Source organism: Verrucomicrobiia bacterium (assembly GCA_035629175.1).
Taxonomy (GTDB): domain Bacteria; phylum Verrucomicrobiota; class Verrucomicrobiia; order Limisphaerales; family DASXHY01; genus DASXHY01.
Map to the genome: position 1 here is coordinate 185138 of DASPIL010000096.1, position 22545 is coordinate 207682.

The 22545-nt window shown below is 58.1% G+C and carries 10 protein-coding genes and 1 tRNA gene; 8 read left to right on the forward strand and 3 right to left on the reverse strand.

Annotated features, from left to right (window positions below):
- The first annotated feature begins 25 nt into the window (after positions 1 to 25).
- Positions 26 to 5413: a lamin tail domain-containing protein gene (locus tag VEH04_17425; GenBank protein ID HYG24562.1), complete on the forward strand. Its 5388-nt coding sequence runs from the start codon at positions 26 to 28 to the stop codon at positions 5411 to 5413.
- 19 nt (positions 5414 to 5432) lie between these two features.
- Entirely contained in the window at positions 5433 to 7802 is a 2370-nt protein-coding gene (locus VEH04_17430) for a glycoside hydrolase family 95 protein (GenBank protein ID HYG24563.1), read from the forward strand.
- 92 nt (positions 7803 to 7894) lie between these two features.
- Here VEH04_17430 and VEH04_17435 read toward each other — a convergent pair whose 3' ends face one another.
- Positions 7895 to 9796 (reverse strand): LamG-like jellyroll fold domain-containing protein, encoded by a 1902-nt coding sequence (locus VEH04_17435; GenBank protein ID HYG24564.1) that lies wholly within the window; start codon positions 9794 to 9796, stop codon positions 7895 to 7897.
- Between the two features lie 259 nt (positions 9797 to 10055).
- Here VEH04_17435 and VEH04_17440 point away from each other — a divergent pair, with 259 nt between their 5' ends.
- From VEH04_17440 to VEH04_17460, 5 genes are all read left to right on the forward strand, one after another.
- Positions 10056 to 13352 (forward strand): histidine kinase, encoded by a 3297-nt coding sequence (locus VEH04_17440; GenBank protein ID HYG24565.1) that lies wholly within the window; start codon positions 10056 to 10058, stop codon positions 13350 to 13352.
- Between the two features lie 11 nt (positions 13353 to 13363).
- A complete protein-coding gene (locus VEH04_17445) occupies positions 13364 to 14014 on the forward strand; it encodes a response regulator transcription factor (protein ID HYG24566.1) in 651 nt (216 codons plus the stop codon).
- 138 nt (positions 14015 to 14152) lie between these two features.
- On the forward strand, positions 14153 to 14947 hold the full coding sequence (locus tag VEH04_17450; GenBank protein HYG24567.1) for a prepilin-type N-terminal cleavage/methylation domain-containing protein: 795 nt from the start codon (positions 14153 to 14155) through the stop codon (positions 14945 to 14947).
- A gap of 78 nt (positions 14948 to 15025) precedes the next feature.
- Positions 15026 to 15118: transfer RNA gene (locus VEH04_17455), tRNA-Ser, on the forward strand.
- A gap of 180 nt (positions 15119 to 15298) precedes the next feature.
- Entirely contained in the window at positions 15299 to 16111 is an 813-nt protein-coding gene (locus VEH04_17460; GenBank protein HYG24568.1) for a prepilin-type N-terminal cleavage/methylation domain-containing protein, read from the forward strand.
- 222 nt (positions 16112 to 16333) lie between these two features.
- Here the strand turns inward: VEH04_17460 and VEH04_17465 are convergent, their stop codons facing one another.
- Both VEH04_17465 and VEH04_17470 read right to left on the reverse strand, forming a co-directional pair.
- Positions 16334 to 20350: an alpha-amylase family glycosyl hydrolase gene (locus tag VEH04_17465; GenBank protein ID HYG24569.1), complete on the reverse strand. Its 4017-nt coding sequence runs from the start codon at positions 20348 to 20350 to the stop codon at positions 16334 to 16336.
- A gap of 426 nt (positions 20351 to 20776) precedes the next feature.
- Positions 20777 to 21118, reverse strand: a complete 342-nt coding sequence (locus tag VEH04_17470) for a hypothetical protein (protein HYG24570.1) — start codon at positions 21116 to 21118, stop codon at positions 20777 to 20779.
- A gap of 232 nt (positions 21119 to 21350) precedes the next feature.
- Here VEH04_17470 and VEH04_17475 point away from each other — a divergent pair, with 232 nt between their 5' ends.
- The gene (locus VEH04_17475; GenBank protein ID HYG24571.1) at positions 21351 to 22538 is read left to right on the forward strand and encodes an LptF/LptG family permease; all 1188 of its coding nucleotides are present in this window, start codon (positions 21351 to 21353) and stop codon (positions 22536 to 22538) included.
- The last annotated feature ends 7 nt before the right edge of the window (positions 22539 to 22545 follow it).

The following is a 22545-nucleotide window of genomic DNA, read 5'->3' on the forward strand; positions in this document are numbered from 1 at the left end:
AAATTGTCGAGATATGAAATGCCGAATGCTGTACCACTTTGCCACCGCCGCTTGTTTTATTTTCATGTTGTTCGGTGTTCCCGCAACATCTGTTGCGGACGTCGTCATCAATGAGTTCCTCGCGAGCAACGGAGGCGGATTACGGGACGAGGATTCGCAAAGTCCAGGGTGGATCGAATTAGTGAATCGCGGTGCAACCCCTGTGAACCTCGAGGGCTGGCGCCTGACGGACGCCGAAGACGACCTGTCCAAGTGGACCTTCCCTGCCGTCACCCTGCCTGCCGGCGGCCACTTGATCGTGTTCACATCGGGCAAAAATCGTACAACGCCAGGAATGCCGCTTCATGCGAATTTTCAACTCAGCAACTCGGGCGAGTATCTTGCATTGGTGCAACCCGATGGGACGGTGGCCCATGCCTATTCTCCGGCCTATCCAGGCCAGCGTCAGAATGTTTCTTACGGAATCGAGACCCCAATGATTCCAACGTTGCTCGTTGCGGAAAGTGCCAGCGCCCGGGTGTTTGTCCCAGTGGACGGAAGTTTGGGAAGTTCCTGGACAACGTCGGGCTTCAACGACACTGCATGGACGCCCATCAACGGCCCAGCCGCCTACAATGTTGGGGTCGCGGCGACGCTGGTTCTGGCAATGGATGTGAATGATCGCTCGTCTGCTGCGGGTCCGTTGACACAGGCCGGGTTCTCGTCGTTCGTTATCAACTCGGCGGGTTCCAGCACCGCGATTCAGACAGCGCCCACGTTTCGAAGCTTCGGAGGCGTCACTGTCACTCTCTCGAATACGCCTGGCTTTGGCTACGATGATCGGCTGCGCAATGGCCCGGGCAACAGCGGGGCATTTAATGAATCACTGCTCCTGCGCGATTATGTCAGCTCACAGGACGACAGTGGCACGGGCGGTTTGGATATTCGACTTTCAGGATTGGCCGGGAACCTGCCGCATCGCGTCACGGTTTGGTCGTTCGACGGACAGGGTTTTGGAACAAAAGTCTCGGACTGGTTCGCCAACGGCAATCTCGTAAAAGGCAATTACGCTTTCTCGTCCAGCGCCGCTCCGACAAACAATCAACAGTATCGTTTCCAGTTCAACGCAGCCGCAACGCCGGCGGGAACACTGTTCATTGCTGGCCGGCGGGATCCGGTGAGTTCTTCGTTCGGAGTGTATCTGAACGCGCTTCGCGCCGAACGCCTCACACCGCAGGCGCCGACGAATGCCGTAGGCAATCTGATGCTGAGCAATAATGCCACAGCCTACATCCGTGTTCCGTTCAACGTGGCGAATCCGGCCGCGTTTCACAGCTTGCGGCTTCGCATGCGTTACGACGACGGAATGATTGCGTACATCAATGGGCAGGAAGTGGCTGTTCGCAATGCTCCGGCAATTCCCCAATGGAACTCGGCGGCTGCCATGGCGAACGACGAGGCGCTAATCGAGGAAGTAGTTGTGGTGCCACTCGGCGGATTACTTCAAGCAGGGGCGAACGTCCTGGCAATCCACGGCCTGAACGCAAACGCGTTTGATTCGGATTTCCTCGCAGCGATCGAATTGGAGGGCCTTGCCAGCGGAACTCCTATCGAACGTTACTTCGTTCCGCCGACGCCAGGCACAAACAATGGCGTGGGTTATGCCGGACTCGTGGCTGAAACGCAATCCAGTTTTGGCCGCGGTTTCTATTCAAGCCCGTTCACCGTTACAATCACATCCACAACCCCGTCAGCGTCGATTTACTGGACAACCAACGGAACCCTTCCATCGCCAACGAATGGCGCGCTCTACACCGGTCCCGTTGCGATTCCCGGAACGCGCCTGCTGCGGTCGGCGGCTTTTCTGGCGGGTCATGTGCCGAGCGTGCCTGAAACACATTCGTATATTTTTCTGAGCCAGGTGCTCCAGCAATCCAGCACGCAGCCTGGATACCCCGCGGTGTGGCAGGGGAATTATCCCGCGGATTACGGCATGGATCCGAATGTCGTGAACCACCCTGTCTACGGCGCAACAGTATCGAATGATCTCCGTTCCATCCCGACGCTTTCGCTCGTTTCCTCTCACGACGCGTTCTGGAGTTCTTCGATTGGGATTTACCCCGATGCGATGCTCGAGCGCGAAGTGCCCACGTCTGTCGAGTTGTTCAACGGAAACAACGTTTCACAGTTTCAGATCAATTCTGCGATCCAGATGCATGGGCAGGCGGGGCGCGACAACACGCGTTCCGCGAAGCACTCCTTCCGCCTCGATTTTAAAGGCGAGTACGGCCCCACGCGGCTGGATTATAACTGGTTTGGAGGGGGTGTTTCGGAATTTGATAGCATTATTCTCCGGGCAACCTGGGCCGACACATGGACCACGCGCTATGATCCATTCAGCGGCGTGACACCCCCTTATACGGAGACAAGTCCGTTGCGATACCGGCCGGAAACAGCGACTTACCTTCGCGATGTGTGGGTAAAAGAAACCATGCGCAGCATGGGGCACCTGGCGTCCCGCAGCCGTCATGTGCATCTCTACGTGAACGGCCTTTACTGGGGCATCTACAATCCGAGCGAGCGGCTGGATACGGGATTCTTTGCGAACAATCTCGGCGGGCTCGAGAAGGATTGGGACATCGTCAAGGATCGACAAGACCTCCCCGGCGGGGGATGGAAGGCAGAACTGCAGGACGGCAGTGATGCGGACTGGACCAATCTCATCGCTTTTGTGAACTCAGGCATTCACAGCGAACCTGCATTCCAGGCGGTGGCAGCCCAGGTGGATATCAATAACCTCATCGATTACATGCTGCTGCATGCCGTGGCGGAGGCCAACGACTGGCTTCAGGACGCCAATCCCCACAACTGGGTGGCCGCCCATCGGCGGGCGAATCCCACAAACGGAATCGCCGCGACGCGATGGATTTTTCTCCCTTGGGATCAGGAAATTGCCATGAACCAGGCTCGAACTGAGGATCGGGTCAATGTGAGCGCCGATCAGATGCCCTCTCGCATCTACTCTCAATTGCGTGCCTGGCCGGAGTTTCGGCGAATGTATGGCGACCGCGTGCAGAAGCATTTGTTCAACGGCGGCGCATTGTCGCCGTCGAACAACATCGCGCGCATGCAAGCACTTGCTGCGCAAATTGACCGCGCCATTGTCGGGGAATCAGCGCGCTGGGGCGATGCGCGGGAATTCGACATCAATGGCAACGAGGGCACCGGTTTGACGCTGTCCCGTGACCATTGGATTGCCGAATTGCAGAAGCTGTACACGAACTGGTTTCCCAACGTGATGAATCAGCGCGCCATCGCACGCCTTCAGGCTGCGGGGCTTTACCCATTAATAGGCGCGCCTGAGTTCAGCCGGTTTGGCGGCGCGGTGACCAACGGTTTCGCTCTGGCTTTGTCACATACCAATCTTTCGGGCGTGATCTACTTCACTCTCGACGGCAGCGATCCTCGACAGTATGGAACGGGCGCGATCGCACCGGGTGCGCAGGCGTATGGTGCGTCGATTTCAATCAACAGCGCGACCGTTGTAAATGCCCGTGTCTACCAGGCGGGGCAATGGAGCGCACTGGTCACCGCAGAATTCTACCCGCCCCAGGATTTGAGCAAGCTCGCGCTCACGGAAATCATGTACAATCCGCCTCCGTCGGGCGGCGCGTCCGGCAACGACCTTGAATTTCTTGAGCTGAAAAATACCGGCACGAGTTCCTTGAACCTTTCCGGCCTGTTATTCACGAGCGGCATCACCTTCGGCTTCCCAAACAATACCACGCTCGGGCCCGGCGAATTTTTTGTCCTCGCGCGAAATCCCGCCGCGTTTGCCGCCAAATATCCGGGAGTCGCAGTAAGCGGTGTTTACTCCGGCCAGCTCGACAACTCGGGCGAGCAACTGACGCTTTCGCACGCTCTCGGCTCACAGGTTTTTTCGGTCACCTACGACGACCGGCCCGACTGGCCAGTGGCTCCTGACATCGCGAACTTTTCAATCGTTCCTGTATTTCCAGGTTCGGCACAGGCGCCCGACCAGGGAAACCGGTGGAGAGCCAGCGCGAACCTGGGCGGTTCTCCGGGTTCGGATGATCCGGAACCCGGCATTCCGCGGATTGTGATCAACGAAGTTTTGGCCCATACCGATCCACCCCTCCGCGACTCGATCGAGTTGTTCAATCCCGGCGGCACCAATGTGAACCTCGGCGGCTGGTATTTGACTGACGAGCCTGACACACCGAAGAAGTTTCGAATCCCGGATAACACGATTATTCCTGCAGGCGGTTACCTGTATTTTGACCAGGACGATTTCAATGCAATTCCGGGCGCGCCAACCAGTTTTCTTTTGAGTTCAACCGGGGACGACGTGCATTTATTTTCGGCAGCGGCCGATGGAAGCCTGACGGGCTACAGTGATTCGGCTGTGTTCGGCGCCTCCTTCAATGGTGTGAGCTTCGGACGTTATGTGAACAGTGCCGGCGACGAGTTTTATCCCCGGCAGATTTCGCGAAGCCTGGGTGCAGTCAATTCCGGTCCTGTATCGGGGCCTCTCGTGATCAGTGAGATTCACTACAATCCGGAGGCGGATGGCTACGAATTCGTTGAGGTCTTGAACATAACGGGCAATCCGGTTCCGCTGTTCAGCACGGGATTCCCCACGAACACCTGGAGATTCAGCGGCATTGATTATTCGTTTCCAACCAACATGACGCTCGTCGCGAACAGCACCGTGTTGGTGAGCGCGACGAACGCGGCTCTGTTCCGAGCCCGATACAATGTGCCGGAGGGCGTCGCGGTGCTTGGGCCGTTTTCCGGGCAGTTGCAGAACAGCGGCGAGAACCTTGAATTACAGGCGCCAGATGCGCCAAATCCCGAGGGGGTGCCTTACGTTACCATCGACGCGGTCCGCTACAACGATCGTAATCCATGGCCGCCCGCGGCCGACGGAAGCGGCCTGTCTCTGCAACGCGCTCCGGCTAGCGGATACGGAAGCGAACCATTGAACTGGATCGCCGCCGCACCGACTCCTGGCAACGTGAGCGGGACCGGGGATACCGATGGCGATGGCATGAATGACGAATGGGAGCAGGAACACGGGACGTTCGTGTTCATTCCCGACGCCGACGAGGACCCGGACAAGGATGGTCTGACGAACAGAGAGGAGTTCATGGCAGGAACTCATCCCAACAGTGCGTCCAACGTGCTTCGATTCGAACACGTGTCGATTTCCGGAGGTGCTGTTTACCTGCAGTTCAACGCAGCGGCCAATCGCACTTATAGCCTCCTTTACAAATCGGCGCTCGCCGACACTCAATGGCTGAAAGCCGCGGACGTCCTCGCCCAAGCCGCGCCGCGCGTCGTTTCGATTACAAACAGCGTGCCTGCGGGTGCGCAGCGTTTTTACCGCATCGTGACACCTGCCCAGAATTGAAACCATCCGGTATCGCAACATGAATACCTCCGTTCACCGACTCACATGTTCTTTTATCATTGCCTTTGCATTTGCCCGTCTGTGCTCGGCAGCGCTGCCGGCGCCGGGGGATGTTCCTGCTCCAGAGGAACCGCTCAGCCTTTGGTATCGCGGGCCAGCGGTTAAATGGGAAGAGGCTTTGCCCGTAGGCAACGGGCGGCTCAGCGCGATGGTTTTTGGCAAACCTGACAACGAGCGGCTTCAGCTTAATGAAGGGACGCTCTGGGCAGGCGGACCGTACGACCCGGTGAATCCTGATGCGAAAGCGGCCCTGCCGACGGTGCGGCAATTGGTGAACGAAGGGAAATACCGGGATGCCGCCAAACTCGTCAGCGAAAAAGTCATGGCAAAGCCGCTCGGGCAGATGCCCTATCAGACCGTTGGCGATCTCACCCTCGCATTTCCGCACTCCTCGGATGTCGAAAATTTCCGGCGTGAGTTGAACCTCGATACCGCGACGGCGCTCGTCAGCTATTCCGTTGGGGGTGTCCGATATTCGCGCGAAATCTTTGCAAGCGCGCCCGATAACGTCATCGTCGTGCGGCTGACCGCGAATCAACCCGGCAAGATATCGTTCGTTGCCGGGATGAAAACGTCCATGGCCGCGACTATCGCCACTGAGGGAAGCGATACCATTGTAATGCGCGGGAGGGGCGGGGATGCGGCTGGGGTCAAGGGCCAGCTCAAATATGAGGCGCGGGTCCGGGTCATTGCAAACGGAGGACGAACGGCAGTCGATTCTGCGAGCGCGACGGTCAGCGACGCCAATGATGTCACCCTGCTGATCAGCGCCGCGACATCGTACAAGGAATTCGATGATGTGAGCGGTGATCCGGAACGCGTGGTGAAGAAGCATCTGGCAGCCGCTTCGAAAAAGTCCTTCGCCGTGTTGCGTGCGCGTCATTGCAAAGATCACCAGGCGTTGTTTCGCCGCGTGACGATTGATCTGGGGCGAACCGAGGCGATGAACCAGCCGACCGACGTTCGCATTCGCCGATTTGCTGATGGGCACGATCCACAATTGGCGGCGCTTTACTATCAATTTGCCCGCTACCTTCTGATCAGTTGTTCACGCCCCGGAGGCGAGCCGGCCCCACTGCAAGGGTTGTGGAACGAGAGCAAGAATCCGCCCTGGGGAGGCAAATACACGATCAACATCAACACGGAGATGAATTATTGGCCCGCCGAGTCCGGCAATTTGGCGGAATGCGTTGAACCGCTGATCGACATGGTGAAGGACCTGACGGTCACCGGTGCGAGAACGGCCGAGGCAATGTATGGAGCGCGCGGATGGGTGGTGCATCACAACACGGATGTGTGGCGCGCGTCCGCCCCAATCGATGGACCCAACTGGGGTATGTGGCCATGCGGCGGCGCGTGGCTTTGTCTGCACCTCTGGGATCGATACGAGTACAGCGGCGACAAAGCTGATCTGAAGCGCATCTACCCCGCGCTCAAAGGCTCGGCGCAGTTCTTTCTCGATACTCTCCAGGAGGATCCAGCCGGCAAATGGCTCGTCACGAATCCTTCCATCTCGCCTGAAAATCATCACCCGCATGGCTCGGCCCTATGCGCCGGACCCACAATGGACATGCAGGTTCTCCGTGATTTGTTTGCCCATACGATCGAGGCTGCGGAGACGCTCGGTGTCGATGCGGAGCTGCGAAAGCAGCTGTATGCCGCGCGGCAGCGTCTGGCGCCAAATCAAATTGGCAGTGCGGGTCAACTCCAGGAATGGCTCGAGGATTGGGACATGAAAGCACCCGATCCCCGGCATCGCCACGTCTCCCATCTGTATGGGCTTTATCCCGGGCGCGACATCACCTTGCGCGGCACACCCGCACTGGCAGCTGCGGTAAAGAAGTCACTCGAAATCCGCGGCGACAAAGCCACGGGCTGGGCGACCGCATGGCGGATTTGTCTTTGGGCGCATCTGGGGGATGGTGATCACGCGTTCGATATCCTGAAATTCCTCATCAGCCCGGAACGCACCTATCCGAACATGTTCGATGCGCATCCGCCGTTCCAGATCGATGGCAACTTCGGCGGAGCGGCGGGAATCGCGGAGATGTTGATGCAGAGCCGGCGCGTCGAATCGGCCTCGAACAACTCAGGTGCACAATTCGAAATCGAATTGCTGCCTGCATTGCCCCACGCGTGGCCGAGCGGCAGCATGAAAGGACTTCGCGCGCGGGGCGGTTTTGAAGTCGATCTGACGTGGAAGGACGGAAAGCTTGTCGAAGCCAGCGTGCTCTCGCGAAAAGGTGCGGCGGTCCAGTTGCGGCATGGATCCGTAACGCGCGAGGTAAAGCTTTCCGGGGGCAGGGCGGTTCGATGGAACGGGCGCTAGGCACGCGGAAGAAGAGAAGAAGACTCACGACGGCAAATCGCCGGAGGCATCGGCCACCTCCGGCGATTGTCATTTTCAATCGGCCCGTGATGTTATTTCACCAGGCGGAAGAAGCGTGTTGCATTCGTTGCCGGCAGCGAAACCTGGTAGTGCGTTCCAGAAACGCCAGGCGAGCCGCCGACGGAGTTCCACCCTCCATCCACCGATCCGCTCGAGTGTAATGTGAAGCCCGCGCTGTTGGTCGGCCACGAGAGGATGAGGTTGCCGGCAGCAACGGATACAGAAAGTTTCAGTGGTTCCAAGGCATCCGGTCCCATGGCGTAATTGAGTGCCACCTGTTCCGCACTCATTGCTCCTTTGTAAATGCGGAATTCGTTTACGGCCACATCAACATACGGATCGGGCGGGTAAAGCGAGCGGTTGATATAGCTGTAGTTGTTTCGAATGGACGTCATGGGATAGGTCAACGAATTGTTGACGCCTGCGAGCACTCCATTGGTATAGACCGACAGATACCCTCCGCCCGGAGCTGCGACGCACACGAGGTGCAGATTGGTTTGCGCCGAGAAGTTCAAACCCGAATTCGCGGATTGTTCCCCCTGCCAGCCGGGATCGAGACCGGCCATGACCCAACGGCCGCTTTGGGGCTGGACAAAAAGGTAATACGCACCGTGGTCTTCGTTGATCGTGTCTCCAAATCCAAAGAACCATGCATTCCACGGCAGGTCGGGCTGGAAGCTCGCCCAGGCTTCAATCGTGGCGTTGGTCACCCCGCTGAAAAGGTTCGTCGGGAAGCTCACGTATTGTTGCGCAGCTCCGGAGAGGAATATCTGGCCGTCAGCGAATGTCCCGCCATTCGGAATAATACCTTCGCCCGCCTGCCCCGCCACCGAATCAGCAATCGTCACGCTGCCATCGGCTTCATTGAAACTCCAGCGGTGCAATAGAGTGGTGGGCTCGGGAAACACGGTTATGGCAACCGAATCGCTCGTGGATCCGTAATGCGCCGTGACGGTCGCGGTGCCTGGCTTGAGTGCGGCGATGCGGCCGGCTGAGTTCACTGTCAGGACATTCGTGTCGCTCGACTGGAATGTGCAGAGGATGTTGTCTATGGCGATCTGGTTGGTGAAGAGCGTCGCGACCCCGGTCACACTCGCGACCTGCTGGCCCCCTTGGACCAATGCGGGATACGGCACTGTCACATCCAGCTGCGTGATCGTCCCCACGCTCGCGGCCGTGCCAATTGCGTCTGGGCCAGCCACGTCACATCCGGCGACTTCAACACCGTTGAGAGCGCCATTCCAGATGCGGAACTCGTCCACCGTCAAGTCGATCAATCCATCAACGGCCCAAACCGATTTGGCGATGTAGTTGTTGATGCTCCAAACATTGGTGAGCGAGCGTGTGACGCCTGTGTTGATCCCGGCCAGCATCCCGTTGGTGTATACGAGAAGGCGGCCGGTCGGAGGATCAACGACAGCAGTAATGTGAATAGGACCGGCGAGCGTGTTGAAGAATGCATTCTGTTCGCCGCCCCAGCTCGGCATCGTGTCGCTGATGGTTAACCGGGCGTTGCCGTGCAACCAGAGCGCGCGGCCGCCGTTGCCGGTATCGACGTCCGTATCGCCAAACGACCAAAGAAAGCCCCACGGATTCGAGACCGTCGCCCACATATCAATGGTGAGGGAGGTGTAATTGCTGATGATTCCCTGCGGGAACTGCACGTATTGGTTGTCGCCTGCGGTCAAAACCAGCTGGTTTGGAACGGTGGTGAGGTTGCCGCCGGACGGAAGCGTGCCGTTCCAGGCAGGGCCGCCAACGGAATCGGTGACCGAAGCATTGAAGTTTCCATTGCCATCGTCCGGATCGCTGAAACTGTAGCGGTGAATGAGAGTGGCTGCCGGTGCGGTGTACCCCGTCGGCAGCAGAATCGCGCAGAGCAGGGCGGCCATCGCGATCCGGCGCGTGAAGGTGAAGGGTTCTAGGATGCTCATGCTTCGGTGAGGGAATAAGTTTGGTGGTTGCTGCTTGTCTCAGTTGCTGCGCGGGAGTATACGATGGTGCCGTATTGAAACCAACCGATGCTTCGATCGCGCATGACGTTTGAGCCTATCCCAGCTTTTATCACGGCCCGGATCGCTTTGGCAGCGAGTAACCATGCTCACGAAATGAGTATGAATACCCCGTGGCGGTACTTGCCTGTGAATGCTCTTGCCCACAAAAAACAACCTGATATCACCATAGTGGTCCACCGTGGTTTGCCTGCCGTTTGCAGTGACGGAGTTTCACGCAGCGCTGGTTGACCGTTGGATTGCGCTCGTGGAAATCCTGTTGCCTTGCCAAACCGCGTCTGCCGTTTGGGTGGTGGCGCTGCTGATGGCGTTGATTCCTGAAGCGGCGGCGTCCGATGCTGTTGCGAGCGGGCACGCATCCCGCCAGCCACCGCCACGCCATTTTGTTACCAACGCCCTGCAGTTCGGGAATCTCTCAGGTACGGATTACATCAACGGTTGCGACTTTCGCCTCTCGGGGGTCGTCACGCTCGTCGATACGAATCGCGATCTCGTCGTCATCCAGGATGCAACCGGCGCGGCTGGATTGCATCTCTTCCCACTCGCCGGCAACGCCCTGGAGGCCGGACACTCCGTAATGATTGAGGCCACTGACTGCGTGCCCTATTTTCCTCGCTGGCCGAGCTATCCGCATCATCCTTCCTCGCTGGAAATTCGCAGTTCGTTCGAGGCGCCTTCCGATTGGGGAACCTATCACCTGACCCGAATGCGCGGCTTCTTGCGTGCCCCGGAAACAGGGGAGTATCGGTTCTGGATCGCGAGCGACAATTCTTCCGAGCTGTGGCTGAGCAGCGATTCCAATCCAGCCAACGCCCGGATCATTGCGTCACTCGCGCGATTCGAATGGGTCGCTCCACGCCAATGGTCGCGGTATCCATCCCAACGGTCCGAGCCCATCCACCTCACGGGCGGCGAAACCTACTACATAGAAGCTCTTCAGGAGCAGACGACGGGCGGCGAAAACCTCGCGGTGGCGTGGCAGGGTCCCTCGCTGGCCGGGGGCGTCATCGAAGGCGAATATCTCGTCCCCTGGGACCCGCTCTCTGCGGCGGACGCGTCCTTCACCAATGGAATCCTGCGTGAGTCGTGGACGAATTATTCGATCGGGAGCGTCAGCGGAATGGGCGGCGCCCGTGCGTTCGATTCGATCGTATCGATTAAACGTTTTTCAATTCGCGATCTGGGGCCGGGAAAAAAACCGGTGGCTCAGCGGATCGCTTTGAGCCAGCGCCTGGCGCGATCCGAAAACTTTGCGTGGGTTCAAGTGGAGGGGTTTGTGAACTTCGCCACAATGGACGGGTCAATGGCATTCCTGGAGCTGACAGACGGCCAAACATCCCTCGAGGTGCGGGTGCCCAATTGCGATCCCCGAACATTGCAGCAGTTTAAGAACGCCATCGTGCGCATCGAGGGCGTCTGCGAAAGCATGCGGGAAGCCAATGGAAGCCTTGTGCCTGTGGTGATCTGGGGTTCGACTTTCAGCGGGGTCGAAATCGTGAAGGGGGCAGCGATCCACCTGCACCGCGGAGGCGAAATCTCCGGCCAGCCCCTGGTTTCAACCGATCCAGCGATGCAGGGATTTTATGGAACCCGCGGTGTTGTCACTTTCAATGATCGGGTGTTCGGAACGGATCACATTTTCGTGCAGGAGGACAGCGCCGTCGTTCGTGTCATTCCCACCGATCCGTCCTTTGATAGACGCATGAAGTTGGGCCAGTGGGTCGAACTCGGTGGCGCCCTTGACGCAGGAAGCGATCTGCCCACCATCAGCCCTCTCGTCCTGACCGAACTGGAGTTTCGGCCCTTGCCGGTGCCCATCGCTCAGCCTTTACGTTCCCCCATGAACGTCACGCGACACGGCAGGTGGTGCGAACTGGAGGGTGTCGTGCGCTCGGTCAACAGCAACGGAACGCTCTCGGTCATGTCCAAAGACGGCGCCGCCTATTTATGGATTGGCAAATTCCCTTCCAATCAACTGGCGCGGTATGTCGATTCTGCAGTGCGTGCACGCGGCGTGCTGTTGCAGAATATCCTGGATGCGCCCACGATTCTGAGTCCGTCCTCCACTTTTATTTCCGTTGACCGGGATCCGCCCATGGATCCGCTCGAAGTTCCGTTGCATTCGATACGCGATCTCACATTGATGGATTCCGAATCGCTGCCGATACATCGCGTCCGAGTCGCGGGCGAACTCACCTTCGCGGGTTCCGACTGGTTCTTTGTCCAGGATCCATCAGGCGGAATTCGTGTTCGTGCGTTGCCTCCCGAAAATGCCAGGCCTGGCGATCCGATCCAGGTGATCGGCTTTCCCTCACGCGGTAGTGGCACCTGCGTGCTGGTTAATGTGCTGGTTCGCTCCGGAACCGCAGCGAGCGCCGTCCAATCGAGTGAGCTGGATCTCGCGGATGCGCTTTCAACCAAGCAGAAGGGAACCCTCGTTCACACGATGGCAACCGTGCTTGCCTGCAAGACTAACGGATCGAGCAGCGTGGTGGAACTTCAGGAACATCAGCGTGTCTTTGCAGCCTGGCTGCAGAATGGCGCCCTGCCTCTGCTCGTGCCCGGCAGCCGCGTCAAAGTCACTGGTGTTCTCAACGATGAGGCCGCCGTGTCGGTGCTGCAATCGAACGATTTGCCCAAAGGCCAGACGGGTTCTTCCCTGACGATTCTCATGCGCGATCTTTCGGACCTCACGGTGCTCAGAGGTCCGCCATGGTGGACATGGAAACGTGCCGCAACTCTCGTTGGAGCGTTGCTGTTCGTGCTCGCTGTGTCGCTCCTTTGGATTCACTTGTTGCGCCGGCGGCTGGAACGCCAGCACGCTGCCCAGCTTGTCTTCTCCCGCCAGGTCCTGCAGCGTGTCGAAGACGAACGCCGCCGAATCGCCGCCAATCTGCACGACAGCCTTGGCCAAACGCTTCTCGTCATCAAGAATCAGGCAATCATGGCCAGCCATTCGCCGCCCGAACCGGAATTGAGGGACCGTTTGGATCAGATTTCGGGCGCCACTTCCAGTGCGCTAGAGGAAATTCGGCAGATCACGCACGGGCTTCGGCCTTATCAGCTGGATCGGCTGGGACTGACACAGGCCATTCGCGCCCTGGTTGGGCGGGCTTCTGAAACCAGCTCCATTCTTTTTGCCAGCCGCGTTGAGGAAATCGACGGGCTGTTTGACAAGGAAGCCGAAATCAATGTCTACCGCATCCTCCAGGAGGCAATCACCAACGTCGTCAAACATTCAGGCGCGACCGAGGCCGCTGTCGTTATCAGGAAGCGCGGAACGCTGGTATCGATTTCCATCCGCGACAACGGCTGCGGATTTGATCCCGCCACCGAGTCGCCGGACACGCATGACCTCGGCTACGGGTTGAGCGGCATCAGCGAACGCGCGCGAATCTTGCACGGATCGCTGGTCATTGAATCGCGTCCCGGTGGAGGAACGAGTTTGACGATGGAAGTGCCGTCCTCGTTTTCATGAGTGCCACCACTATGAGCCCTATTGCTGTGTTGATCGTCGATGATCACCCGTTGCTGCGGCACGGCTTGCGCGATGTCATCGAGCGCAACCCAAGGCTTAAGATCGTTGGTGAGGCTTCTGAAGGAAACGAAGCCCTGCGGATGATGATCTCCCTCAAACCGCAGATCGTCATACTCGATATCGACATGCCTGGCTTGAACGGATTGGAAACCATCCGAATGATGCGCGACCTGCCCTTTGAAATCAAAGTGATCGTGCTGACCATGTACAACGAGGAGGACATGTACAATGTCGCGATGGATCTGGGGGCGAAGGCGTACGTCCTCAAGGAGAATGCGGCCAACGAAATCGTCACGGCCCTGGAAAAGGTGAATCGCAACGAGGCGTTTCTCAGTACGCTCATGCTCGAGGCCGGGCGCCGGCGCGCGGATCGCGTGAAGGAACTGCTGTTGAGCAAGCCGCAGATCGAGGCGCTCACTCCCGCCGAACGGAGAATTTTGAAGTTGATCGGAGAGGACTATACCAGTAAGGAAATTGCATCGCTCCTGAATCTGAGCGTGAGGACTGTCGACAACCACCGCCAGCACATCTGCAACAAGCTCCGCCTGCACGGCACTCACAGCCTGCTGAAATTCGCCTTTGATAACAGTGCCTATCTATAGCGCTAAATCGATCGGCTGGAGGGGTCGACAACCCGCCTCCCGAGGCCGGCCCCTTGGGTATTCCTGCTCATTTCCGACGGACCGTTCCGCTGTCAATCTTGCAACACCGCTCAGACGAATCATCAAAAAGCCCATAGCATGAAAACCTCTCAACAAACACGCTTCGTTCGTAATCAGGTTCGAGGCTTCACATTGATCGAGTTGCTGGTTGTCATTGCGATCATCGCCATTTTGGCCGCGATGCTCCTGCCGGCGTTGTCAAAGGCGAAGGAAAAGGCGCTCAGGACTCAATGCCTGAGCAACCTGCACCAGATGGGCGTGGCCATCACGATTTACGCCAACGATTTCAAAGACAAGCTGCCGCCGATTGAGGATGATGGAAATGGTGCGACGGCGGTGCCTGCGTGGGCCTGGGATTTGCCGGCCGCTGCAGCTGCCAACATGCTGAGCTCTGGAATGTCCAAGCCCGCGTTCTTTTGCCCAGGCACAAGGCCTAAGGGATTCGGTGATGCCGAAAACTTTGCCGCTCCCGGAACCGGCCCTACTTCGAGCCTGTGGAACTTCGACACGACCCGAGGGTTTAACATCATCGGTTACGCGCTCGCATTCAAAGGCGCGCAGAGCAAACTTTCGACGACGAATCAGAACGGATTCATCCGGCAGGAGGCCAATCAAGAACCAGTAAGCGATCGCGTTCTCGCAGCAGACTGCACCATCAGCCAGGCGACCGCCGTGCCTGGGCCCGCCAACAATTTCACGAGGATTGCCGGGGGCTACAAGATTCCCCATACGACGGCGCATTTGAAGAATTCCCTGCCGGCGGGAGGCACCGTGTTGTTCAAGGATGCTCATGTGAGCTGGCGCAACTTTCGAAAAGGCGCGGAACAAATGTACCCGCGAACGGGCGGAAATCTTCCTGCTTTCTGGTGGTGATTGCCGCCTTTCCGCTTGACCCGAGGATAGTATGTGCCAGTCTCTTTCAGCCTAAATTTACACGACTGTTCCACGGTCGGAGAGATGGCCGAGTGGCTGAAGGCGCTGGTTTGCTAAACCGGTTTACGGTCAAAAGCCGTAACGAGGGTTCGAATCCCTCTCTCTCCGCCACTTTTCGTCATCCGTTCTCTCCGTAGAGTCTCTTTAACCCGGTTCCTTTCGCTTCCCGCACAAAGATGCGGTGGAGAGCCGCCGCGCCGAATGTTACTGTCTGAGGCGAACACACAGCTCGCATCCACTCCAGACACGCACCCACCCTGGAAATGGCGGCGCTGAAGAAAGTGATCGATTATGACTGAACGCGAATGCCCCCGTCCCTCTCAGCAAGGATTCACCCTCATCGAGTTGCTCGTTGTCATCGCAATCATCGCGATCCTTGCCGCGATGCTGCTGCCCGCACTCAGCCGGGCCAAAATCAAGGCGCAGAGTATCGCGTGCCTGAACAACCTGAAGCAACTGCAACTCGGCTGGATGCTTTATTCGAACGACAACAGTGACAAAATCGTGAGCACCGGTGGCCAGCAGGTGATCGTCGCCGATGCCGACGTGACTGACGCCCAGCCTGGCGGGCCAAAAGCCAATTGGGTACTTGGAAACGCCTATGACCAGGATCCCAATTTCATTCGCAAAGGCCTGCTCTGGCCCTACGTCAATAACCAGGAAGTCTACAAATGCTCGGGTGACAAGCAGCCGCGGCCCAACGACGCGCCCGTTGCGCCCGGAGTGTTGAATCAAAGGAGCATGTCGATGAATGCATGGATGAATCCGATTAAAACGGAGGATGTTCTCGCCGCCGGCTACAGAATTTTTCGCAAACAGGCGAACATCGTGCGCGCAAGCCATACTTGGGTCGCCATCGACGAAAACCCGAAGCTGATCAATGATGGCTGGTTTCTGATCCGCATGGAAACTCCGAATCAATGGCGCGACGTGCCCGCCTCGTTCCATTTGCGTCGTGGCAATCTTTCCTTTGCCGATGGCCATGCTGAATCGCGGAAATGGAGCGACAGCGGGTTGTTGAGGAACCCAAGCACTTCGATGCGGCGCGACGCGACGTCGGATGATCTTCCCTGGCTGCAGGAACGAACGACGGTAGTCCAATGAGGCAACGCGGCGCCGCGTGGCGGAGCAGGGGCAGAGTGAACCGCTGCATTCCGCTTCTGAGGAAAATGCTGAAACGCAAAAAAGCTAAAAGCTGAAATCCGTTTGACTTCTCTCTGCTTCGCGACCTTCGCGTCCTTTCCATTAGGTTGCCAGCAATGCGTTCATTTCTAATTCGGCCGACGCGCCTGCAACATTTCTCGCCCAAGGGGCACGCCGCTGCGCTTAGGGCACTACCTGAATGCGATAGAACTTTTGTTCGACGACGGACATCTGGTCGTAATAGGCGGTCAGATTTTCGCTCGCCTGAATCAATGGGCTGATTGGCTGCGGTGGCGCAGCAAGGTTCGTGGTCGCCAGCACCTGATATGTAAGCCCCGGAACACTCTCCCAAACTACCGCGCGATTTCCATCCGCCAATTCCGTGATTCGCAACACCGAGCTTGCGTCGTGGGGATCGGTTCCCGCCACCTGTTCTGCCAGGTCCGACATTCCATCGCCGTCCGAATCCACATCGGCAGATCCTGGATAAGTCACGAATATAGTCCGGGTGTCGGTCAGGACAACCGATCCATTGAACGTGAGCTGAATCTCGTTCGGTCCCGCTGGAACGTTTGTCCATCGATACGCGATAGAATGGAATCCTGTGCCGCATGCGGGACTGAGGCTCAAGGTGAGCGCGCTCGACGGAATCAATCCCCCGTTGATCCGCAAACTGTAATTGTTCGCATTCGCGGTCCCGTCGGCAGCAGTCGTGTTGCACGCGCGGATCGTCAATGCCGCGTTGGTGCTCGCAAAGGGCAGGGGACCGTTGGTGGCCGGTGTGTGAATGAATAAAACCCTCGACGGCGCCGCAGTATTCACCGTCCGGGAAAGCGTGCGAATACGGTCGGGCAGAATCGCTGTCGTCGCCTCCTTCAACCGGACGGTTATCGTGGCCGCACCGCCGCTCGGAATCGACGAGTAGTTGAAACGAAATTCCCGCGGCAGCGTCGGATGTTGCACGTTGAGGCTGTTTTGCGGTGTCACCTCGGCTGCTGGCACAAACACGGGCGCGCCATTCATTGATCCGTTGCCATTGGTTCCTCCAGTGACCGCATCATCGTTCGCGGGATTCGAATCAGCAATGTTCACTTCCACGCCTTCCACGCTTGAGTCAGCACGGATGACGATCTCGTAACTGGCGCTGTTCAACGTGCTGCCATTCGCTGGTGGAAACGCAATCACGCCGTCGGGCGGAACCGCGTCATAGTAAAACGTTTGCGCAAAGGTGTTGAAGACTGACGACTTTCCGTCGCGTTCGAGGAACGCCCGCGCGCGTACGATATGAAATCCCTCAGCCAGTCCTGCCGCCGTGTGATTGGTGTTTCGGTTGTTGTGCAGCCATACCCGCGCGCTGGCAGGGGAGAAATTGGTAATGACGAATGTCGTCAGGCCGTAAACTTTCGCGGGCGATGAACCGGCCATCGGAGCAATGCCCTCCCGAAACAACGCCACCTTGTAACGCACTTGAGTTCCGTCCACCTGTGCATGGGCTGGAATTGTGGCCTTCCACCAATCAATGGTTCCGTCCGTCCAATCGTCATCCACCCATTCCGCCATCGCGACGTGAGTGCCAGGGCGTCCAATTCCGAAAGATCCTTCCGGCACCGTTCCATTGGTCGTGTAGTAAACGACGCAGCGGTTCACGAGGAACTCGTAGCCCGCGCGAACATAAAGGTCAACGGGCTGGCCCGCGTTGGGTTGCAACGGAAATCTCTGCGTGGTGGGACTCACGCCGAGGATGCTCGTGGTGTTGGTTGGATCGTGAGTCGTCCACGCCGCCGTGCCTTCGCTGATCGCCGCACCGTATCCAATTCCGTTCACCAATCCATTACTTCCAGCGCCCACGCTGTAGGCATACGTCTCAGCCCCTGGCGAAATGATGTTGTTGCGACTCGTCGCTGCCGCTGCAAATCGTTCAGGGCCGAACCGTGATCGGAATTCAGCCTGTTCGTAGCCCATGAGCAAATCCGTGGCTGAACCCGCGGGATTGTCGCGGCGATCAAACGAATCCGTTGGCCCAATTCCAAGATGGCTGTTCAAATCCATTCCACCATCGATTTTGACAAGGATATTGTTGGCCGAAGCGTCGGCGCGAACAATCAGGTCCAGGGCGCTGTTGGTGACCACAGGTACATCGATCGCATAAGTGCGATTGGAAACATTCGTGCCGCTTTCCACTTCGCCCATTGCATTGATGCTTCCGCGCACGCGGAAAGGATACTGCGGAGCAAATGCGGAGTCGCCGTTCACGCCGTCGCGCCTGTGGATTGTTAGGCGTGGCGCGGCGGCTCCTTGCTGATGGATGGAAATGGCAGGGCCTCCCGTCGCGCGGCTGGGTTCGGGCCACTGAATGCCATACGCCACATAACTTCCCTGGGGGATCTTCAGCTCGATGGCGCCCCCTCCCGGCGGAATGGATTGGCCCCCGACATAAATCCTGCGGTTCACGGGTTCGGGGGCGCTCACCGAATCTGCCGCCTCGGACGCGCTCGCCGTCGCGTGCCGAACCAGGAGTTTCGAGCACGCATTCCCGCGGTTCGGCGATTCCGCAAGCTGCGCAAGGACGGTGCCGGGAGGAAAACCGACCGCGAGTCCCACCCCTCGGCTGTTGCTGACGGGGAAACATTCGTAGAACGTCCCTTCAGCCTGTTGTGCGTGGCCGTCATCAAAGCTCACTGCGCCTGCGTAGTTGTCGTTCATCGCGAACAGCACCACCGTCTGGTCCGCCGCTGTTCCCGGCTCGCGATAATCGTAGCGCTCGAATGCAACAACATCCGCATCACTCCAGCGCGGACGCGTGCCGCCGCGGGCGAGTTGATGGTGCAGGTGGGCCAGATCAGGCATTTTTGGATCGCCGAATTGGCCGAGATACGGCGCGTTCGCAATTCGCGGAAAGAAGTCGGGCGGACTGGAATGATTGTAGCCGTCGGAATAAATGACGGGAATTCCCTCATGAAAGAAGTTGTATGCGTTGTGCAGTTCACGGCGATTCGCGAACGCGTCATCGTGGCTTTGCGCAAAAAGAACGCTGAAACGCGGGCTGAACGGCAGCATTGAGGGATCCCGCTGATCCAGCCCGCCAAGGCTTGCGCCTGGATTTCCAAGCACATTGTTGAAGTGCGAGTGCAGCGGCACGCTGAGGAGACGCATGCCGCGATCGAGATATTCCTGGTAACTTGGCGGAGCGCCAAGATGTTCGCCGAACAACAAGGCGTCGTTCCGAATCGCTTCCGCATCGTAACAGCTGTTGCGATTGTCGTCGGCTTCGATAAATCCGTTGCCCCCGGCATTGTTGCCGAATCCGTGAACCGCGTCATACATCGTCTGGATGCCGCCGGTGTAACCGTTGGGACTTGCGTTCACAGCATCGCCGAAAAACGTCGACGGCGTGTGCTTCACTGCGTCCAACCGAAAGCCGTCACACTTTGTTTCATGGAGCGTCCACATGGCCGCGCGAATCAGATAAGCATTCACGTCCTCCGCGACAGGGTCGCCCTGCGCGCCATTGAAGGGCCGCCAGGAGCCTGCGATCGCGGGCAGCGCCTGATCCATGTAATACTCGGGATTTGCCGGCTGGCGCACATAAGCCACTTTCGGCGTGGTGCTGCCTTCGGTCGCCCCGTGGTTCAGGTTCAACCCGCCGGGTTCGTTCGCAATATCGATCAAACCGCTGAGGGGCCGGTTTTGAATTTGAAACACGTTTCCGTAATCAATCGAACTGTCCCAGTTGCGGTACGTCCCGTCGCCCTGCCGTCGCACGTGAAAATCCTGCACGGTCATGCCGGGATAAAGGTTCGTGGGTGTGCTTGCCGTGTAACCGGGCGTGTCGAAGCCGCGATGATTCATGATGTTGTCGAAGTACACGCGAAGGCCGAATCGATGCGCCATCTCCACCAGATGCAACAATTCCTGTTTTGTACCGTAACGCGTGCGCACGGTTCCGCGCTGGTTTTTATCGCCGAGGTCGAAGGGATCGAACGGATCGTAGCCCACGGAAAACACGCTGCCTGCCTTGGCCGGGGGCGGAAGCCACAGGCTGGTGTAACCCGCCTCGGCAATCTCCGGCATTTTATCGGCGAGGTCGTTCCAGTTCACATTGAACAACTGCAGCATGGCTTCGCCGCGCGCCGTGTTCATCGCACAGAACATCATCAACGCAATTGCAGCGAATCGGGAAAAGAATGCAGGCGCGATCATGGGTCGTATTGAACAGAGTATACGTGAGGCTTGCGCCAGGACACCGCACGAAAATGCGGTAAGATGCGCGCGTCGGCGCAACTCGAGACTGTTCGCGATCTCTTTGCCCAAGCTGTCGATTCGCAGCGCAGGTTACCAAACCGTCTGTATCGCCGACTTCCCGGTCGGCAGGAGCAGGATTTCGCGGTGCCGGTGAAATGCTTCAGACGTCGGGTTCGTAACGCGGCGAACGTCTGGAAACCGGTCCAGAGAGAGGGGAGAAGAGAGTGGTGCAACTTATTCTCACGAGAGGCAGCGCAAGTCTCCCTCTCTTCCACTCGGAATGGAGGAGAGGGCCGGGGAGAGGAGGAGTGCTTGAACTTGGAAACGACGCCGACGCTGTAGAATGGACCAGAGCACCCTCTCCCTCTCTTTGCGTCGGCGCGCTCACAGGTATTTCATCAACATCGAGCCCACGTTCGCGGGAATCTCAAATTGCTGGTTGGCTAGGCGATCGGCCGCGAGGCGCGTGAGCCATTCCCGCGAGGTGTGAACCTCGCGCGCGGTTGCGAAATAACGTCCGCCGCTTTCCTTGATTTCGTATCCTCGAATCTGCAGCTGCACCGGCGAAGTTTCGCCGCGCAACTCCACTTCCAGGTCGAGGTTCTTCATCGACGAATCCAGCTTGAGACTGGTTGCGCGGCCGTACGGCGCGAGCAGAGACGCGTTGGCATATTGCAGAGCCATGGTTTCGACCATGCGATCCTTTGCGCTTGAGAATACACCCATGGCAGAACTATTCGGGTGATCGACCAATTTTTCAACTCCGCAATCCCCCCAGCTTCAGGCGCAGCCTTCACACTGTTCGAGTCGTGGACTGATTTGCGCTCAGAAAAAGTGCAAGGATGGTCGCGAAGCCAGCACTGAAGCGGACTGAAGTCCGCGCGCCGTTGATCGCCCGGAGCCTTGACTCTGAAGCCGTGTTTCCTGAGCTTGGCCGGAATATCGCCGGATTGATCGCTTGAGAACATTGCACCGCTACCTGCTGCGCCAGATTCTTGCCACGCTGCTCCTCACCGTGGCGGTTTTCACGTTCGTGCTCCTGCTCGGAAACGTTCTACGCGATGTTCTGCCCCTCCTCATGAGCCAGACCGCCACGTTCGGCGCGGTGCTCCAGGCGTTCGGACTCCTGATTCCATTCGTTGGCGTCTATGCGCTTCCCATGGGACTGCTTACCGCCACGCTGCTCGTGTTCGGCAGATTCAGCGCAGACCAGGAATACACCGCTGCCCGTGCCAGCGGCATTGGCCTGATCTCGCTCGCGACACCCATACTTGTACTCAGCCTGGTTTTATCGGCGCTCAGTGCGGTGGTGAATCTCGATGCCGGCCCGCGTTCACGCGTCGCATTCAAGCAGCTGAAGGATAAACTCATGGCGAACATCGCGATGATCCAGCTTCCTGAAGGCCGCCCGATCGAATTCAAGGCGAAGACTGACGACCTGAATTCGGAAAGCCCGGTCGCCTACACGATTTCAGTCGGACGCAATCGCCGCCAAACCCTTGAAGACGTTCGATTGTTTCGTGTGGTCAACGAAACCAATCTCGAAATGATGGTGAATGCGCCAAGGGGCAAGGTGGAAATGGACCAATCCAAGGGGGCAGTGATTCTGCAACTCTTCGATGCTCAAATCATTTACGTCGCCAATGAACTTCCCATTTCGAGCGACATCGAAATCCGCCTCGACCTTCGATCGGCAAAGGAGAGCAAGCCGGGGATCACTGACCTGACGTTTTCGCAATTGCGCGGCGAATTGAAAAATCTGGAGAACCGCCTCGGGTTGCCGTTGCAGCAGACAATACCACCAGGTCCGCAGGTCAGCGCCCAGCGCGCAGCGGTGAAAAAGCAGGTCAGCGACATGGCGCAACCGTACAGGGTTCAGATTCATCGCCGCGTCGCGTTCTCGTTCGCCTGTTTTGGCTTCGCGCTCATCGGAATTCCGCTCGGCATCCGCGTGCATCGGCGCGAGACCAACATTGGAATTGCCATTGCGCTGCTGCTCGTTGCGGTTTACTACGGACTGTTGATCGTTGCCGAGTCGTTGACACATCGGCCGGAATTTGCGCCTCACCTGCTGGTGTGGATTCCAAACTTTGTGTTTCAGGCCATCGGCGCCGTCCTGCTCTGGCGCGCGAACCGCGGCGTCTGAATCGCGC

What these genes read in the sequence shown, in the direction of transcription:
- VEH04_17425 (HYG24562.1), top strand. Translation starts at nt 26, where the DNA reads ATGCTGTACCACTTTGCCACCGCCGCTTGTTTTATTTTCATGTTGTTC.
- VEH04_17430 (HYG24563.1), top strand. Translation starts at nt 5,433, where the DNA reads ATGAATACCTCCGTTCACCGACTCACATGTTCTTTTATCATTGCCTTT.
- VEH04_17435 (HYG24564.1), bottom strand. Translation starts at nt 9,796, where the DNA reads ATGAGCATCCTAGAACCCTTCACCTTCACGCGCCGGATCGCGATGGCC.
- VEH04_17445 (HYG24566.1), top strand. Translation starts at nt 13,364, where the DNA reads ATGAGCCCTATTGCTGTGTTGATCGTCGATGATCACCCGTTGCTGCGG.
- VEH04_17450 (HYG24567.1), top strand. Translation starts at nt 14,153, where the DNA reads ATGAAAACCTCTCAACAAACACGCTTCGTTCGTAATCAGGTTCGAGGC.
- VEH04_17460 (HYG24568.1), top strand. Translation starts at nt 15,299, where the DNA reads ATGACTGAACGCGAATGCCCCCGTCCCTCTCAGCAAGGATTCACCCTC.
- VEH04_17465 (HYG24569.1), bottom strand. Translation starts at nt 20,350, where the DNA reads ATGATCGCGCCTGCATTCTTTTCCCGATTCGCTGCAATTGCGTTGATG.
- VEH04_17470 (HYG24570.1), bottom strand. Translation starts at nt 21,118, where the DNA reads ATGGGTGTATTCTCAAGCGCAAAGGATCGCATGGTCGAAACCATGGCT.